This is a genomic window from Saccharopolyspora thermophila (assembly GCF_014646075.1).
Taxonomy (GTDB): domain Bacteria; phylum Actinomycetota; class Actinomycetes; order Mycobacteriales; family Pseudonocardiaceae; genus Saccharopolyspora; species Saccharopolyspora thermophila.
Genome location: NZ_BMMT01000001.1, coordinates 26949 through 43493 on the forward strand (window position 1 = coordinate 26949; position 16545 = coordinate 43493).

General features: G+C 68.4%; 15 protein-coding genes and 1 tRNA gene. 9 read left to right on the forward strand and 7 right to left on the reverse strand.

Going from position 1 to position 16545, the window contains the following annotated elements; all coding sequences use genetic code 11:
• Together IEY17_RS00110 and IEY17_RS00115 are read left to right on the forward strand one after the other, a co-directional pair.
• Positions 1 to 1224 carry a DNA polymerase III subunit delta' gene (locus IEY17_RS00110; RefSeq protein WP_188984098.1) on the forward strand — a complete coding sequence of 408 codons (1224 nt, stop codon included), beginning with the start codon at positions 1 to 3 and terminating at the stop codon, positions 1222 to 1224.
• Between the two features lie 132 nt (positions 1225 to 1356).
• Positions 1357 to 1430: transfer RNA gene (locus IEY17_RS00115), tRNA-Thr, on the forward strand.
• 416 nt (positions 1431 to 1846) lie between these two features.
• Here IEY17_RS00115 and IEY17_RS00120 read toward each other — a convergent pair.
• From IEY17_RS00120 to IEY17_RS00135, 4 genes are all read right to left on the reverse strand, one after another.
• Positions 1847 to 2059: a DUF397 domain-containing protein gene (locus IEY17_RS00120; protein ID WP_188984100.1), complete on the reverse strand. Its 213-nt coding sequence runs from the start codon at positions 2057 to 2059 to the stop codon at positions 1847 to 1849.
• A gap of 669 nt (positions 2060 to 2728) precedes the next feature.
• On the reverse strand, positions 2729 to 3208 hold the full coding sequence (locus IEY17_RS00125) for a hypothetical protein (protein ID WP_188984102.1): 480 nt from the start codon (positions 3206 to 3208) through the stop codon (positions 2729 to 2731).
• Positions 3205 to 4077, reverse strand: coding sequence for an NsdA family TPR-like regulatory protein (locus tag IEY17_RS00130; protein WP_188984104.1), 873 nt, complete (start codon positions 4075 to 4077; stop codon positions 3205 to 3207). The genes IEY17_RS00125 and IEY17_RS00130 overlap by 4 nt, the downstream gene beginning before the upstream one ends.
• A gap of 768 nt (positions 4078 to 4845) precedes the next feature.
• Positions 4846 to 6099 carry a helix-turn-helix domain-containing protein gene (locus IEY17_RS00135; protein ID WP_188984106.1) on the reverse strand — a complete coding sequence of 418 codons (1254 nt, stop codon included), beginning with the start codon at positions 6097 to 6099 and terminating at the stop codon, positions 4846 to 4848.
• 254 nt (positions 6100 to 6353) lie between these two features.
• Between IEY17_RS00135 and IEY17_RS00140 the strand changes: the two genes are divergently transcribed.
• Positions 6354 to 6653: a hypothetical protein gene (locus tag IEY17_RS00140; RefSeq protein WP_188984108.1), complete on the forward strand. Its 300-nt coding sequence runs from the start codon at positions 6354 to 6356 to the stop codon at positions 6651 to 6653.
• A 5-nt stretch (positions 6654 to 6658) separates the two neighbouring features.
• A complete protein-coding gene (locus IEY17_RS00145) occupies positions 6659 to 6970 on the forward strand; it encodes a hypothetical protein (RefSeq protein ID WP_188984110.1) in 312 nt (103 codons plus the stop codon).
• 732 nt (positions 6971 to 7702) lie between these two features.
• Here IEY17_RS00145 and IEY17_RS00150 read toward each other — a convergent pair.
• Complete coding sequence (locus IEY17_RS00150) at positions 7703 to 8374, reverse strand: FadR/GntR family transcriptional regulator (RefSeq protein ID WP_229679716.1); 672 nt, start codon at positions 8372 to 8374, stop codon at positions 7703 to 7705.
• 177 nt (positions 8375 to 8551) lie between these two features.
• Between IEY17_RS00150 and IEY17_RS00155 the strand changes: the two genes are divergently transcribed.
• The 4 genes from IEY17_RS00155 (at position 8552) to IEY17_RS00170 (ending at position 13253) form a co-directional block, all read left to right on the forward strand.
• Entirely contained in the window at positions 8552 to 10258 is a 1707-nt protein-coding gene (locus tag IEY17_RS00155) for a 2-isopropylmalate synthase (RefSeq protein ID WP_229679717.1), read from the forward strand.
• 462 nt (positions 10259 to 10720) lie between these two features.
• Positions 10721 to 11293: a M23 family metallopeptidase gene (locus IEY17_RS00160; RefSeq protein WP_188984112.1), complete on the forward strand. Its 573-nt coding sequence runs from the start codon at positions 10721 to 10723 to the stop codon at positions 11291 to 11293.
• A 298-nt stretch (positions 11294 to 11591) separates the two neighbouring features.
• On the forward strand, positions 11592 to 12404 hold the full coding sequence (locus IEY17_RS00165) for an SLATT domain-containing protein (protein WP_188984114.1): 813 nt from the start codon (positions 11592 to 11594) through the stop codon (positions 12402 to 12404).
• Positions 12405 to 12569: 165 nt separating this feature from the next.
• Positions 12570 to 13253, forward strand: coding sequence for a hypothetical protein (locus tag IEY17_RS00170; RefSeq protein ID WP_188984116.1), 684 nt, complete (start codon positions 12570 to 12572; stop codon positions 13251 to 13253).
• A gap of 179 nt (positions 13254 to 13432) precedes the next feature.
• On the opposite strand, the gene IEY17_RS25085 is transcribed toward IEY17_RS00170, so the two are convergent.
• Entirely contained in the window at positions 13433 to 15016 is a 1584-nt protein-coding gene (locus tag IEY17_RS25085; protein WP_229679718.1) for a PEP-utilizing enzyme, read from the reverse strand.
• Entirely contained in the window at positions 15016 to 16026 is a 1011-nt protein-coding gene (locus IEY17_RS25090) for a PEP/pyruvate-binding domain-containing protein (protein WP_229679719.1), read from the reverse strand. Before IEY17_RS25090 ends, IEY17_RS25085 begins: the two co-directional genes overlap by 1 nt.
• Before the next feature lie 144 nt (positions 16027 to 16170).
• On the opposite strand from IEY17_RS25090, the gene IEY17_RS00180 reads away from it, so the two are divergent.
• The gene (locus IEY17_RS00180; RefSeq protein WP_188984118.1) at positions 16171 to 16383 is read left to right on the forward strand and encodes a hypothetical protein; all 213 of its coding nucleotides are present in this window, start codon (positions 16171 to 16173) and stop codon (positions 16381 to 16383) included.
• Positions 16384 to 16545 lie beyond the last annotated feature (162 nt).

Consider the following 16545-nt stretch of genomic DNA (forward strand, 5'->3'; position numbering starts at 1 on the left):
TTGACGCGGACCGACGCCCCGGACGCACCGAGGACCGGGGTGTGGGCGGAGGTCGTCGGCCAGCCCGATGCGGTGCGGACCCTGTACGCCGCGGTCCGCGCCGCACACCGCCAGGTGCGGGGCGAGCCGGTGCCGCCGGGTTCGATGACGCACGCGTGGTTGTTCACCGGGCCGCCCGGCTCGGGCCGGTCGATCGCGGCCCGCGCGTTCGCGGCTGCGCTGGAGTGCACCGACGCCGAGTCGCCCGGGTGCGGGCACTGCCAGGCGTGCCGGACGGTGCTACACGGAACCCACGCCGACGTGCGCGTGGTGGTGCCGGAGGGGTTGTCGATCTCGGTCGCGGAGATGCGCACCCTGGTGCAGGCGGCGGCGCGCCGCCCGACCACCGGTCAGTGGCGGATCGTGCTGATCGAGGATTCCGACCGGCTCACCGAAGGCGCGGCGAACGCGCTGCTCAAAGCCGTGGAGGAACCGCCGCCGCGCACGGTGTTCCTGCTGTGCGCACCGTCGGACCACCCGGAGGACGTGTCGGTCACCATCCGCTCCCGCTGCCGGGTGGTGCAGCTACGGACGCCGCTGACCTCGGCGATCGCCGAGGTTCTGCGGGAGCGCGACGGCGTGGAGCCCGAGCTCGCGCAGTGGGCGGCGTCGGTGTCCGGTGGCCACATCGGACGGGCGCGGCGCCTGGCGACCGACGAGGAGGCCCGCGAGCGCCGCGAGACGGTGCTGCGCATCCCGCTGGGGCTGCAGCGCTTCGCGGACGTGTTCACGGCGGCGGCCGGGCTGGTGAAGCTGGCCGAGACCGAGGCGGCCGCCGCGAACGAGGAGCGCAACGAGGCCGAGAAGGAAGAGCTCCGCACGGCAATGGGCGCCGGCGGCACGGGCAAGGGCACCGCCGCGGCGACCCGCGGCGCGAACGCGGCGTTGAAGGAACTGGAGAAGCGCCAGAAGTCCCGCGCCACCCGGTCGCAGCGGGACGCCCTCGACCTGGCGCTGGTCGACCTGGCCGGCTTCTACCGCGACGTGCTGGTGACGCACGCCGGGGCGGACGTGCCGCTGAACCACCCGGACTTCGCCGGCCCGATCGCGAAGGCCGCGGCGCAGTGGACGTCGGAGTCGGCGCTGCGCCGCCTGAACGCGGTCCTGGACTGCCGGGTGGCGCTGACGCAGAACGTGAAGCCGATCATCGCGGTGGAGGCGATGCTCGCGGCCCTGCAGTCGTGAGTCACGGGCGGCAACGAGTAACGACGCGAGTTGCCACCAGGCGCCACGCGGACCGCCCCACCAGCCCCGACGCGGCGGACCCGGGGGTGCCCACAACCCCAAGAACGCACCCGCTACACTCAAGGGCGCACCGCCGCCTTAGCTCAGTCGGCCAGAGCGACGCACTCGTAATGCGTAGGTCGAGGGTTCGATTCCCTCAGGCGGCTCGGGTTGGTGACCAGGCGCTTTCCGGGACACGGAAAGCGCCTGGTTGCTTTCCGGCTCAGTTTCGAGCTGGAGCACGTCGAGCACGCGTCTCCGAGGAGACGTCGTGGCTGGTGACGACCGGGCCGATCGTCGATCGCTACATGGTTCGCCCGATTGCGGGCAGCGGAGTCCGAACTCGTGGGGTGAGAGGGCATCACGGGCGTCGTTCGAACCCGTCGCCCCACCATCGCTGGGCCGCCACGCCACTGCACGCGGCTGGACCACCCGAGATGCCGCAGCCGCCGCACCACACACAGAAGGGCCTCTCGCCAGCAGGAGAGAGAGGCCCTTCTCCCCTTCTGCGGCGGCAATCCCGCTGCCTCCACGCGCACACCCCTACCCGAGCAAGCCCGGGTAGGGGTGTGCGCGCTCGAGATCAGATGAACTCGAACTCGCCCGACATGACCGCCTCGGCGAAGGTCCGCAGCTTCGCCGCCGAGGTAGTGATCACCGGGCCGGGCTGGTCGCTCTCGAAGAGCTTGACAGACCCGTCCGCGGCCCGTCCCGCGTACAGGCACTCCTTGCCGTCCCAGTGAGACTTCCGCGCCTTGGCGAACTCGATGCGCTCGCCGTCGATCACTCGAATCATTCCTCGTGCTCCGTTTCCGGATCACGGGCCGCGGCAACGACGGTAGCGGTCCACGTGCGGAGCAGGCGATCGGCTAATCGGGTCGTTTGAGCACCACGGTGGACGCCAGGATCGGGTTATCAGACCCAGTCAGGTCCTCCATGATCCGGCCGATCCTGGTCTGTCGACGCCACTCAACCGCAGCGGAGATGTCGACGTCGCCGGGACTGACAACCCGGAACCTGCCCTCGGCGATCATCCGCCCCAGGTACTCATAGACCCAGCCCTCCCGAGCGGTGTGGTCCCAGTGCGACCCGCAGGCGGAGCAGTCAAGGCGGAAAACCGAAAGATGTTCGGGGTCCTCTGGCGGAAAGTGTCCACATTGGAGGCGAACGTGTTCATAGGGGTGCAGGCACAGATGCGGAGGAGCCCATATCGGGCTCGGGTACTCAGGGTCTCTCTCGGGATTGGTGAAGTCCACCATCGCTCTCCCCTCGGCGGCGTAGCCGCGCTTGCCAGGGTCACGGACCGCGCAGGGGTCATGGTAGCGGAGTGTAGTTCCACTGCGACAGAGGGTGCACGCCAATTTCATCAGCAACGCAGCGACCCGTAGCCACAACGGATGTGATCTGTCTGCGCGCTCTGTGCGTCTGTGAGCGGTTCGTAGCTCGACAGAGTTGTCGCCGAGGGTTATTCGCGTGATGCTCCTTCTGGCCAGATTACAGTTACAGGCAAACCTTTGTTGCGGGCTGCTTCTACAATATCGGCGGTGCCGCCATAGCCGCGGGCGGGTTTTCCATCCCAAACTGCGAGCATGGCGTCTGCTTCCTCGATCATCCGCAAGCTGCCATCCATGTGCGCACGCGAATCTGACTTAACGTGATCGAGCTTGATGACTTTGGATGACTGGCGGAACAGGTCGTCATATATCGAGTGGTGTTCGCTTGGTAGTCCAATCCGATACTCGGCGGCTGGGACGACGGTAACCAGTTTTCCGCCATGTTCAAGTATCGCTTTTGCGAGAAAAGAATCTGCGCCATCGGCCAGGCAACTTGTTCCTACGAGGTCATCTGGCGAATATCTCGCTATTTCCTGACGTAGTGCGACATCGACAATGCGCGATGTTTCTGCGGAGAGTTCGCGATGTCCAGTAATGGCTAGTCTGATCATCGCTCCTCCTGGCTGTAGAGCGCGGACAGTGCTTCGTCGAACTCGGTTACCGCCACAGATTTCCTTGGTAGCTCGTTGCGAAGCAGGCGCACATTGGTGGTGATTCGCTCTGATCCATACTTGTGGCCTACCTTGATCGCTTCTCGCGCCAGGTTGCATGCTTCGTCCACCCGTCCTGCCTTGGCGAAGGCGCGCGCTTGTTCTACCTGCGCAAGGGCTTTCGGCTTCGGTGCGGTAAGCGCGGATTTGGCTGCGGTGAATGCGGCCATTGATGCACGCAGGTCTCCAAGGTGTGCGAACGCGCTCGCTTGATAGCGGGCTACCTTGGCCGGCGTGAAGGAAAATACCCACGGCCACTGCGGATCATTGGGCTGACGATTGGCTAGCTTTTCTGCCGTGCGCAGAGATTCTATCGTCAACGGGGAATTGCCAAGGCGCGCGTGCGCTACCGCGCGTAGTGATGCGAGCCATGCGTGTGCCGTAGGTGGGGCCTCAGGACCAAGATGGTTACCTGCTCGATTTAACAGTTGGAGTCCCTGATGTGGGTTGCCAAGTTCCACAGCGTAATGCCCGAAACTCGCTATCATGTAGGAGACGAGCAGGGAATTTCCGGCTGATTCTGCGTGACGGATGCTCTCTGTATATCGACGTCGAGCCGTCGCGGTGTCGCCGCGGTCGGCAGCCAACCATGCCGCTAGTCCAGCCGCTTCGCTGAGTAAGCCAAAGCCAGCCGTGGTGGGAACGTTGTTTCGTACAATTTCATTGGTTAGCTGAAGGTGGGCTTCGACCGCTGGTATCAATGACTCCGACGATACCGTTGATTCCATACGCCGGTAATGCTCGGTCGGTCCTGCCACTGCTGCCAGCAACTCATGCCCACCCCCTGGGCAAATGGCACGGCCCGCGTAGCAACGGCGCCGGCGCCAGCACCCAGCGCGGCCTTCAAGAAGGTCTTACGGTCCACGTCACTAGGTGTACCCCGCCGGGCAAACCCCAGCTCCGCATCTGTGGCGACGTTGAAGATCCTTCGCAGGGCCGCTCTGTAGTGGGCCCCTGGCCACGTGATGACTCCGCGTTCCCACTTGCCGACGTGGTTGGCGTCAACGGCTGTCATCTTCTCGGTTGCGCGGTAGACCTCCTGATTGACCAGCTCAGCAAGCTCTGCACGGCTCATCGGGCACCCGGGCGAGGAAGGTGACTCCAACTGCTCGCGGGCGGCTCTAAGAAGCTGGTTCGGTTCGGACACGTGCAACCCCCTTGATCAACCGCTTCGTACTGTAATCTGCCAGGCACTGGGGGTGAAGGAAACTCTCCCCCAACCCTCCCCGGGAAATCCCAGGTTTCCTCCCTGTGGCGTGGGGTGTTGCCCGAGCAGAGTGGGGATCGATCGGGTCGCAGGAGCGTGCAGCCACTGCCAACTCTGCGTCTTACGACAGGAGCTTTCTAGACCGCCCGGCTGGTGGTTCCGGGACCGAGCGCTGACCCCAGCGACACACCGCAGTCCGCATCGCATGCAGAAGGATTCTCTCGAACAGGAGGGAACCCCTTCGCCATCTACTGCGGCAGTTACGCCGCCTTCAGCACGCACGCCCCTACCCGGAACGCGGGTGGGGGCGTGCGTACGTCTTGGTGAAGGATCAAACACCAACCCATGCCGCATACTCGGCGAGTACATCCGAACGTCGTCGGACCGACCGAACAAGACCCGTGATGGTGTCCCGCGCCAGCGGGTGGCGGCGGGCTTGTCCCGGAGCCGCCTCTCTAGCAGCAAGTAAAGCTTCAAGCGCCTGGTCAGGGCGGTTCATCCAACGCAGAGCGCGAGCAAGATCGAGGTAGTGGTGCCCGACGCGGGTAGGCAGCCAGCCGCGCGGGAATCGCAAACCTTCCGCTGCGTCGACGGCTTGGCCGTGTTCACCAGCTGCGCCGAGGGCCATGACGCGATGGACCGCGACGTTGGTGGGCCCGAAGCCAAGCCAGAACTGTTCCGTCTGTTCTCCGGTTCGAGAGGCGATGAGGTCTGCTTGCGCCAAATGCTCCAACATAAGGTCTTGATCACCGGTGTAGGCGGCAATGATCGAAGCGCCAAGATGTAGCTGACCACGTGCAACCAATGCCCCTGGCGTGCGATCGTCAGTGCCATCGAGATGTGCTAACCCCGCCGCGTTAAGCCGCCAGCACGTTTCGTAGTCGCGGATACGCAGATATGCGGTGACACGTAGGTATTCGCGCACAGCCCGGAGACCAACTCCCTGATCACCGGCTCTTGCGGCAGCCCAATCCATTGTCTGCAAGGCCACAACAGAGAGATCATTCAGGCCAAGAGCGATGCCGACGGAATGCCCGCATCGGGCTGCTTCCGCAAGAAGCGCCCAGACGGTCTGCTGTTCGCTACCGGAAAAGTAGTGCGTCGCAGTGTGCAACTCTTGAAGTAGCCCTGGCAGAGTGGCCGCCATCGGTTCGTAGCGTGCCGCTTGGGCCAGACGGTTGACTTGCTTCACTGATGCAGTCAAGTCACGTAGCGGTCGGGGCCGTACGTCTTCGTTAGGAGGAAGGTCGAAAAGATCGAGAGCTGCACGGATAGGCGCCATCAAGGACAGTAGCCGGTCGTCGCCGGTTACGGTCCTGTAGCGACCGGCCAGCAACTCCTCACTGGTGCCAAGCGCGCGAGCGCAAGCAGCGACAAGATCCGCTGAGGCTGGCCGGGCCCCGCTTTCGACCTTGGTAAGCAACGAGTAGGAGACGTGCGCACGGTCGGCCAGTCCTCGCTGAGTGAGTCCATGCTTGATACGCAGCGCCTTGATGCGTGCTCCTGTGCTCGCCTTGGCGAGAAGAATGTCCTTGGCATCGTCGCCCGTTGAGGTGCCGTTGTCGCCCGTTGAGGTGCCGTTCATGGGTCCTGCCTTACGGGTCCGCAGAAGGTGGCGGCCTTCCCGCCGCCCCCGGCCGGTAGGTTGGGGGCTTGCCTTCTGCGGGAAGGCACCCACGAGGCTACCTTGCGCGGCCCCTTGCTCCTTGCGGAACGTAGCCGCTTTCACCAACTGTGAAAGTCGTGCACCTCCAGCTTCGGTTGAGTTGAAGCAGCCTAACGGCGCGCTGGAAGTCCATTCAGGCCGCGCCACGTTCTCGAAACCAGGGCGGAGGTTGCGTGACCTGGAACATCGCGCACACGGCGTTTCCGGCCGAGCATCGGCGGTTCCGCGCCGTGGTGGGTGGCGTGGACCCGGACGCCATCTATCGGGCGGTGCATGAGGCGGGTGGTTTCCGGTCGTGGGACGAACCGTCCCGCGACCTGCTCCACCTCAGGTCGACCGCGATCGAGGTCTACCGGGTCGGGGACCGTTGGGTGCTCGCTGTCAACGGTCCCAGCGTCGAAGCCGTTCGTGAGGTTCTGCGGCTGCTCGGCCTCGGAGCTGACCGGGATGTGCAGGAACTCAAGGGGGCATAGTGATCGTGCTGTTGTTGGCATTGTTCACCGCGGTGGTCGGCGGCCTGGTCGTGGCCTACCACGTGCGGGGCCCTGGGCGCCACGCCGGTTCGGGCGTCGGCGCCTTCAACGCGCGCACGTTGGCGCCTTCGGGGCGAAAGCCCGGAGCTCTCCCGAGCGGCTACACGATCACGGCGATGGGCGGCTGCGACCTGAAGATTCCGTGGCCGACTCCGTACGGCCAGCTGCCAGCAAGTGCGCTCGTTACTGACCAGTGCCCGGACTGCCACATGGCCGTCGTGAGCCAGGGCCTCGCGCCCCGCACCTGGGACTACTAGGACCGCCCGGCCGGTGGTTCCGGGACCGAAGTGGGTCACGGGCCGCGGCCACTGGCCGGGCAGCCTCCCCGCGTTTGCGTGCAGGGCGCGGGGAGGCCCCAAGCGCCGGTCGGGATGTCGAACCCCCGACATGTCGATCGAGTCCAAAATGGACAGAGAATCACGGCCTCCGTGCTCGCCTCCTACGTCGAGATGATGTCGCTGAACTACCTGGCGCCGTCGACTTCCTCCCGCCAGTCAGGCAGGAAGCGCTTGGCATCGTCACCGCCCGGCCGCATGCCCTGGCGTGAAGACATACCTCCAGCACATCAGGCTCCGTGCAGCTCAGGTTCAGGCTTCCATTCGATGCAGGTCGGTCGTTGCCGGGTGCGCGCGAACTCGCGCAGCGTTCCTGCACGCGGGTGATCGGTAGCTCCGCGCCTGGTGGCATCACCATGGTGTGCCCACCTGCGGTGAAGTAGTCCACGTGCTCGGAGTTCGTCCCATCGGACGGTATGAGAGTCGTGTCGTCGAACCACATGAGCGTGCCGACCTCGCCGCGCACACCGAGGGCGAGCGTGGGGGCGCCGTTAATCGTGTTCGCCAAGTCCGTTGACGATCTGGTCGACGTCCAGAGCAGGGGACAGCAGCACCTCACCGTTGTCGAGAATGTCGGTCCCTGGGAGTACTCATGCCTGCCCCCTGTCTGTCTTGGAGAAGGGTCCGTGGACAGTCTTTCGCGCGCCGTGCGGCTCATCCCATGGCTCGGAGGATGTGTTCGAGGTGGGTTCGGGCGACCTGGCCCGCGCGGTCCGGGTCGGCGCTGCGGATGGCTTCGACGATGGCCGCGTGTTCGTCGTGGTCGGTGGGGCGTGGCCCGGATTCCCGCAGCAGGGCCAGCATGTCCAGCATCGCTTCGCGGACGCGGTCGGTCAGCGAGTCGAAGAGCCCGGTGATGACCTCGTTGTGGGCCGCCTCGGCCACTGCCCGGTGGAAGGCCAGGTCGGCGTCCACGAACTGCTCCGGAGCGGCGTCCCGGGCCGCGTGCCGCTCGGCGAGCGCCGCCTCCATCGCCGCGAGGTCGTCGTCGGTCCGCTTGGCCGCCGCCAGGCGCGCGGCCTCGACCTCGACCGCGATCCGGCCCTCCACCACGTCGGAGATCACCGCCCTGCGGACCACGGTCGGCCAGTCCGTCACCGGTTCGGTGCGGACGACGAACACCCCGGAGCCGTGGCGGGATTCCAGCAGGCCGCGCCCGGCGAGTTCGCGGACCGCCTCGCGCACCGTGGACCGGCCGACGCCGAACTGCGCCGCCAGCGCCGTCTCGCTGGGGATCTTCGCGCCCACCGGCCACTCGCCCGAGGCGATGAGCTGCACCATCGCGTCGGTGGCCTGCTCGGACAGCGGGTAGCGGCGAAGCGACACGGGGGACTCCTCGGGGATATCAGGTTGTCTGAGGACCTGATGTATTGTACGTTGTCGATCATGTGGTTGTGGGGAGTTCGCGGCCTTCGTTGCCGCGGCAGGGGCTGACCGGACCGGCACCCTGCCGCGGGGTGGTGCCGCGCGCCGGTCCACGTCGACCGACACCGGAAGGCAACCATGAACTCCCGATCCAGTTGGAACCCGCAGCGCCCCTCGGGGATGCCGCACCACCGCTACCGCAGCGCCTTTGATCGCGTCGAGCTGCCCGAGATCGACCGCGAGTGGCCGCGTAACCGCATCGAGCAGGCACCGCTGTGGGTGCCCGTCGACCTGCGAGACGGCAACCAGGCCCTGCCCGAACCGATGGACCCGGCCCGCAAGCGCCGCTGCTTCGAGATGCTGGTCTCCATCGGTTACAAGGAGATCGAGGTCGGCTATCCGTCGGCGTCGCAGACCGACTTCGACTTCGTCCGGCTGCTGGCCGAATCCGACCTGGTGCCCGACGACGTGACCGTCGTGGTGTTCACCCCGGCCCGTCGAGAACTGATCGAACGCACCTTTGAGTCGATCACCGGGCTGGACCGCGTGGTGGTCCACCTGTACACCGCGACGGCGCCGCTGTGGCGCGACGTCGTGCTCCGCGCCGAGCGTCGGGAGCTGCTCGAACTGATCCGCCGCGGTGGTGAGGACGTGCTGCGCCTGGCCGGTGACCGACCGGGCGTCCGCTTCGAGTTCTCGCCCGAGGTCTTCAACATGACCGAGCCGGACTTCGCGCTCGAGGTCTGCAACACGATGATCGACCTGTGGGACGCCCGGCCGGACCGACCGGTGATCATCAACCTGCCCGCGACGGTCGAGATCGCCACGCCGAACATCTACGCCGACCAGATCGAGCACGCTCACCGGAACCTGGACCGGCGCGACGACGTGATCCTGTCGGTGCACCCGCACAACGACCGGGGGACCGGCATTGCCTGCGCGGAACTGGCCCTGCTGGCCGGAGCGCAGCGGGTGGAGGGCTGCCTGTTCGGCAACGGCGAGCGGACCGGGAACGTCGACCTCGTCGCGCTCGCGCTGAACCTGTACTCGCAGGGGATCGATCCGATGATCGACCTGTCCGACATCGACTCGATCCGTGACACCATCGTGCACTGCAACCGCATCGGCGTGCACGAGCGGCACCCGTACGTTGGCGAGTACGTCTACACCGCGTTCTCGGGCACGCACCAGGACGCGATCCGCAAGGGCTTCCAACGGCACGCGCGCAATGCCCGCGCCCTGGGTGTGCCCGAATCCGAGGCGCCGTGGGACATTCCGTACCTGCCGATCGATCCGCGCGACGTCGGCCGCGACTACGAGGCCGTGATCCGGGTGAACAGCCAGTCCGGGAAGGGCGGCATCGCGCACGTGATGCAGACCGAGCACGGCCTGGACCTGCCGCGCGGACTGCAGGTGGAGTTCGCGGGCGTGGTGCAGCGGCACACCGACAAAACCGGAACCGAGGTCGATTCCGCCACCCTGTGGCGGTTGTTCGCCGAGACGTACCTGGAGCGGCCGGAGCCGTCGATGGAGTTGACGGCGTGGTCGGTCACCCACGGTGAGTCCGGTGACCGTCTCACTGCGACGATCACAGTGGACGGTGCGGTCACCACCCACGAGGTCACCGCCGAGGGCGCGGTGTCGGCTCTGGTGCAGATGCTGGAAAAGCACGGCCGGTCGGTGGAGATCGTGAGCCTCGTGCAGCAGTCGATCGAGGCCGGTCGCGGTGCACGGGCCGCGACCTTCCTGGAGTACCGCACGGATTCGGGCACGGCGTGGGCGGTCGGTATTGACGTGTCCACCATCGCAGCGAGCCTGCGGGCCGTGATGGCCGCGGCCGGCTGATCGTCGGAGGTGAACGGCACCCGTTCACCCGGCCAGTGCGGGACGGGGCGGGCTCGGTTCGCTGCGTCAGTTCTGCCCCCGCATCAGGTGACTCCCGATCGGGTGGAGTGGTGTTCGGAGAGGTGAATCCGGCGGATCGTGTGCTACCGGCACGCTCCGTGACCGTGATGGGGCGTGCCGGTGCCGCGATCCGCCGGATTCACCGGATATGGGACCACTGTGGACACAGAGTGGTCGGTGCGTCGTTCGTGCGGTGGGTCTTTCGCCAACACCTGCGGGGAAAAGTGAATCTTCTTGGCTCATGCCATCGAGCCAACTTCCGTGTGCGTTCCGGGGCGGGACCGGTTGCACTTGCCGGGACCGCCCCGGGGTCGCGGGTTTCGCAAAACCCGTTGCACCACACGCGGAACTAGCCCGTCGTCGCGCGGAACAAGCGCCGCGGTGGGCGGAATTGGGACAACGATGGCACTGCGCGAAAAAATCCACATCGGACTGATGCTTCTCGGCAGTGCGCTGTGCACCGCGGCGACGCTGCCCGGCGCACCGCCCGTGCCGGACGTCCGGTCGGTGCTGCCACCGGTGGGAGCGAATCTCGCCGTCCACCTCTCCCCCTGGTTCCTCGGTGAACGCGTCCCGGTACCGCCGCCGGAGTGGGTCGCGCCGACCAGCGGCGAGATGACCAGCGGTTTCGGCGAGCGGTGGGGCTCGATGCACAACGGTGTCGACATCGCCAACGACATCGGCACCCCGGTGCGCGCCGGTTCCGCGGGCACCGTCGTCGACTCCGGCCCGGCCAGCGGGTACGGGATGTGGGTGCGGATCGCGCATTCCGACGACGTCGTCTCGGTCTACGGCCACATCGACCAGACCTTCGTCTCGGTCGGCCAGCAGGTGCGGGCTGGCGAGGTCATCGCGACGATGGGCGACCGGGGCCAGTCCACCGGCCCCCACCTGCACTTCCAGCTCGAGGTCGGCGGAAACCCAATCGACCCGGTGCGGTTCTACCGCGACGCCGCGGCCGAACTGCTCGGCTGAACCGACGCTCCCAGCGCGTTCGCGCCGTCCCGACCGACCTCCCAGGTGCTGGCAAACTTGGGGAACCGCAGGCCCGCACGATGGGGAGGCCGCCCAGCGCGTCCCGGTGGCGCTGCCACAGCGGCAGGCCCGGTAACCAGCCGGTCGGCGCCTCGCCGAGCCGCCCAGCCAGCGGTGATCACCCGGTGCATCCGGGCATGGACCGATTGGCCCAGTCGACCATCACTCCGCTGGCCGCTTGTCGTGGTGCTCTCGGAGCTACTTCGATCGCACTGACGCGCTGGAAGGACCGAATGTGATGGAGCGACTGGAAGCAGCCGGAATCGTCGGCTCTGGTGTGCTCGCCGAGGACCACCGGCCGGGGAGCTGGGAACGCCGGATCGCCGAGTGCTCCGAGCGGCTCTACCGCGGGCGCATGGTGCAGCGGCTGCTGCTGACCTGGGCCGTTCCTGGGAACGCGGTGCTGCTTGTGGCGGCGGGGCTGGTGCTGGGCTTATGGCGGGCGGTGCTGCCCGCTGGGGTGTTGTTCGCGGTGACCGTCGTCTCCGCGGCGGTGTCGGCGAGGCTGCTGTACCAGCAGCACTTTAGGGTGCGCGCGATGGAGTCGGAACTGCGTGCGCTGGAGCACGAACACCGTGAGCGCCTGTTGGAAGATCTCGGGTCCGGGGACCTGCTGGCCGCCCACAAGCGCTACCGGGCCCAGCTGCCGGAGCTGATCGAGCGCTACCGGGCGGAGGCGCGTCGTGACCGCCGGAAGGACAACGTGTTGCAGTCCGCGGTGATCGGCGGTTCGATCGTCGCCGCGACGGTGACCGCGACCGCAATGTCCGTTGTGGACGTTCGCTGGGCCGCGGTGGTGTTGAGCCTGCTGGTGGCGGTCGCCGCGGCGTTCGCCGGGTATGCGAGGTACCGCGAGCGGTCGGCGGCGTGGCTGCGGACCGCGGACGCGCTGGAGCGCGAGTACGAGTCGGTGGAGCTGCGGGTCGGCCGGTACCGGCGGTTCACCAGCGAGCGCGAGGCGTACGCGGAGTTCGCCGACGCGGTTGAGGCGTTGCGTGCGGAGCAGGCGCGGCGGGTGCCCTCGACTGTCGGCGATGGGATCGGCCAGTAACAACGCCGAGCGCATGTCGCACGAAAGTGGGGCAGAAAGTAGCGGCTTTGCTCACTCGGCGTTGTTATTTCCCCAGCATGTGATCGCTGAACAGTGGTGGGTGACCGTTCCGTAATCTCCGGCGCGGCGCACAGGAGTCGGCCTGTGCAGATGAGGAGCATTGCGATGAAGCGCACCTTTACCGCAGCGGCCGCTGTGTTGGCCAGCAGCGCCGGCGCTGTGGGGCTGGCGGCCACCGCCAACGCGGCGGACACCCCGCAGCTGCCCGCCGAACTGCCCACGGACAACAACCTCGCGCAGACGACCTACCACGTCGCGGGCACCGTGCACTCCGCGAAGCGGACCGTCGGCGACGTCGTGCCCGTGGAGGAGCACCTGACCGGCCGCACCGCCCCCGGAGGCCCGCTGGACGGCCTCGGTGACATCCTCGGCGGCAGCCCGCTGCGCGGCGTGCTCGGCGGAGCCCGGTCACTCGACCCGACCAACCCGCTGGGCGTGGTCCCGGTTGGTGAGGTGCTCGGTGACCAGAGCCAGCCCGCGTCCCGCACGACCGGCGTGCTGCCGCCCGAGGCCGCGCTGGCCCCCGGGCAGGCCGCCGCGCCGCAGACCAGGCTGCCGTCCGGCACCGAGCTCGTCGACGAGGCCGTCGACGGTGTGGTGGCGGGCACCTCGCTCGGCCGCCACGCGCTGCCGCTGTCCAGGAGCGGCGACGCGCTCAACAACCTCACCGAGCCGTTGGGCATCACCGGCAACCTGCCGCTGGGCAAGTCGGCGCCCACGTCGCCGCTGGACACGGTCAACGACCTGCTCAGCCACGGCCCGCTCGGCGGCACCAACCAGCTGGGCTGACGGCAACGCAGGTTGAACCGCCCGCCCTCTTCCGGGCGGCAGCAGGCGAGAAGCGCAACCCTCCCCGCCGAGAACCGGCCCGAGCGGCAGGTGGACGGCGCCCCCCAAAAGGACTCGATGGCCCCCGTCGCAGCGGCGGGGGCCATCGTCATGTCGGAAATCCTTGCGGCGCAAGGACATCAGGTGAGTTCGACGGTGCCCGCCGAGCCGTTGACGGTGATCCGGCGCCCGTCGGCGATCCGGTTCGTGGCGTCCGGAACCCCCACCACAGCGGGGATTCCGCACTCCCGGGCCACGGTCGCGCCGTGCGAGTTCGGTCCGCCCATCTCCATGACAAGACCTCCCGCGGTGAGAAACAACGGGGTCCAGCCGGGATCGGTCGACGGCGCCACCAGGATCTCGCCGGGCGACAACCGTGCCCCCACCGGATCGTGCACCACCCGCGCCACACCCGACGCGGTCCCCGCCGAAGCCGACGTCCCCACCAACGTCCCCTCGGCGGCCGGGACGTCCAGCGCCGCTTCCGGTTCGGTGCCGTCCGACAGCAGCACGCGCGGCACGTGACGGCGGCGCAGTTCGCGCTCGTGGACCTCGCGTCGCCGCGCCACCAGGTCGCGGTGGTCCGCGCCGGTGACAACCTCGGCGAGTTCGGTGTAATCCAGGAAGAAGACGTCCTCGACCCGCGCCAGGCGACCGGTCGCGACGAGTTCCCGGCCGACGGCCTGCAGGTGGCGGCGGGCCGCGGCGATCGCCAGCACCATGCCGTACTTGGGTAGTTCCCGCAGCCCGGCGAGCTGGCGCACCCGGTCGATGGCGAACCGGGCGATCCGGGCGCGCAGCGGGTTCCGGCGGCGCAGGCGCGCGACGATGCGGTCCGCCATCCGTTCTGCCTCGGCGACGCCGCGCCGGTACTGCTCGTCGGCGGCGTGCCCGTCGGCGCGCAGGTAGTTCGCCACGAGTCCGACGACGTGCGTCGGGTCCTCCGCCCAGCGCGGCACGCCGACGTCGATTTCGGCCACCGCGCGGTGCCCGTTGCGCTCCAGGAAAGCATCGAGTCCACTTTGGATACAAGCGGGCAGGGTGCGGTCCCGACACCGCTCGGCCAGCTCGGCGGCGGTGGATGTGGCGAACAGCCGCGCGGTGTCCGGATCGCGGCGGGCGAGCTGCGCGATGTCCCAGAGCTCCAGGTCCATCTCGGTGGTGACGTTGTGCGGGATGCCGCGCAGCACCACCTGCACCTCCTCGTCGGTGGCCGCCGCGATCCGCGGCAGCAGGCGGCTCAGGACGAGGATCGGCAGCATGCGTGGCGGGATCCGCGCGATGCGCGGGACCGCGACGTCGGTCAACGCGCGCTGCGCCGCCACCAGCCGATCGCGCGCGGACGCGGGCTGGTCGGCCGCCAGCTCCTTGCGGATCTGCCGGACCAGCCCGAAGACCTGCTCGCGTGCGCGCTTCGGGTCCCGCAGCGCGCGCACCAGCTCGACCGGTGCCCGGGTGTGCGCCAGGACCGTGGCGAACCGGCGCAGCAGCGGCCACGGCAGTCCGGACCCCTTCGTGAGCCTCGGGTCGTCCAGCAGCGCCTCGAAGACCCGGCCGGTGCGGGCCTCGGCCATCGCGAAGACCTGCGGTGCGGCGAGGCGGCCGACGGGGTTGCGGGTCAGGCCGGTGATGTCGACGAACAGCCAGCCGTCCGCCTGCCGCCACAGGCTCGGCCACGTCCCTTCCACGGGGATGCCGAGGTGGCGCATCAGGGTGGTGAACATCAGCGCCAGCGTCGCGCTGCGCCCATCGGCGTGATCGGCCGCGGCACGCCCTGCGCCACGTTGATCGACAGATAGGCGTGCAGGCCGTCTCCGGGTTCGGCGGGCAGCGGGAACAGCGTGGTGATCGGGCGTGACTGCGTCAGCCACGCGGTGCCGTCGCCGTCGATGGCCCATTCGACGTCCTGCGGGGCGCCGAAGTGCGCGGCTGCCCGCGCGCCGAGTGCGGCCAGGGACCGCGCCTGGTCGTCGGTGATCGAAAGCCCGGCCGCGGGCTCGGCGACGGTTTCCGTTCCGCCGCCCGGGCGGGGGCGGACGCTGGTGGGCCGCTCGCCACGCCGCCGCACGGTGATCCGCCCGGACTCCACGACGACGTGGTCCGGGGTGATCGCACCGGACACCACCGACTCGCCGAGCCCGGCGGCGGCGTCGATGACGGTCTCGCCGCGGTGCCCGGTGACCGGGTTCGCGGTGAACAGCACCCCGGCCGCGGTGGCGTCCACCATGCGCTGCACCAGCACGGCCATCCGCACCGCGCGGTGGTCGATGCCGTTGGCCGCGCGGTAGGCCACGGCCCGGTCGGTCCACAGCGAGCTCCAGCAGCGGCGCACCGCGTCCAGCAGGGCTGTCTCGCCGATGACGTTGAGGAAGGTGTCCTGCTGCCCGGCGAAGCTGGCGTGCGGCAGGTCCTCCGCGGTCGCGGAGGAGCGGACGGCGACCGGTGTGTCGGGGCCGAGCGCGGCGTAGGCCGCGGTGATCGTGGCGGCCAGGTGGGGCGGGAGTTCGGCGGCGGCGAGTCGCGCGCGGATCTCGGGAGCGGAGTCCGGCAGCTGGTCGAGCAGGTCGTCGGCGAGCCCGCGGCAGGTCTCGTCGAAGGCGGCGGTGCCGATGCAGAAGCCCGGCGGTACCGGCAGCCCGGCGGCGCGTAGCTCGCCGAGGTTCGCGGCCTTGCCGCCGACCAGGTCGCCCAGGCCGGCGTCGATCTCGTCGAGGTCCAGCACCGCGGGGGTCATGGCACACCTCCTGCCTCGCCCGCACGGTAGCGCGCGGCAGACCAAAAAATCAACGGTTGTTGAATTTGCTTGGGCCGTTGGGGTGGTCTTCACCGAGCGCGCAGCAAACGCGCGCCGCGCCGCGATTCCAGTGGTGGAGGTGGGATGGCGATGCAGTGGTGGATGGCGGCGGCCGTCGCCGGGGCGGCCCTGCTGGCGGCGGCGTCGGCGGCCCGCCGGTCACTGATCCGGCGCCGCGGCGTGGCGCGGGCCCGGGCCCAACTCGCCTGGTTCGACCAGGAGCGACCACCGTGGGAGCGGTACGCCGGCAGCGGGGCACAGATCGACGATCCCGGTCGTCGTGGTGCGCCGGGCTGACGGGTCGGCGTGCGCGGTGACGTGGCCCAGCGCACAGGAAATGAAGTTGCCTCGCATTTGTTCCGGGCGCATCCTTGGTCCCGGAAACTAGTTGAGTGCTGCAAGCACATTTCTGGGGGGGGCGCGTGCCGCAGGCGCGGCACCGACAGCCACTTCCCCGGG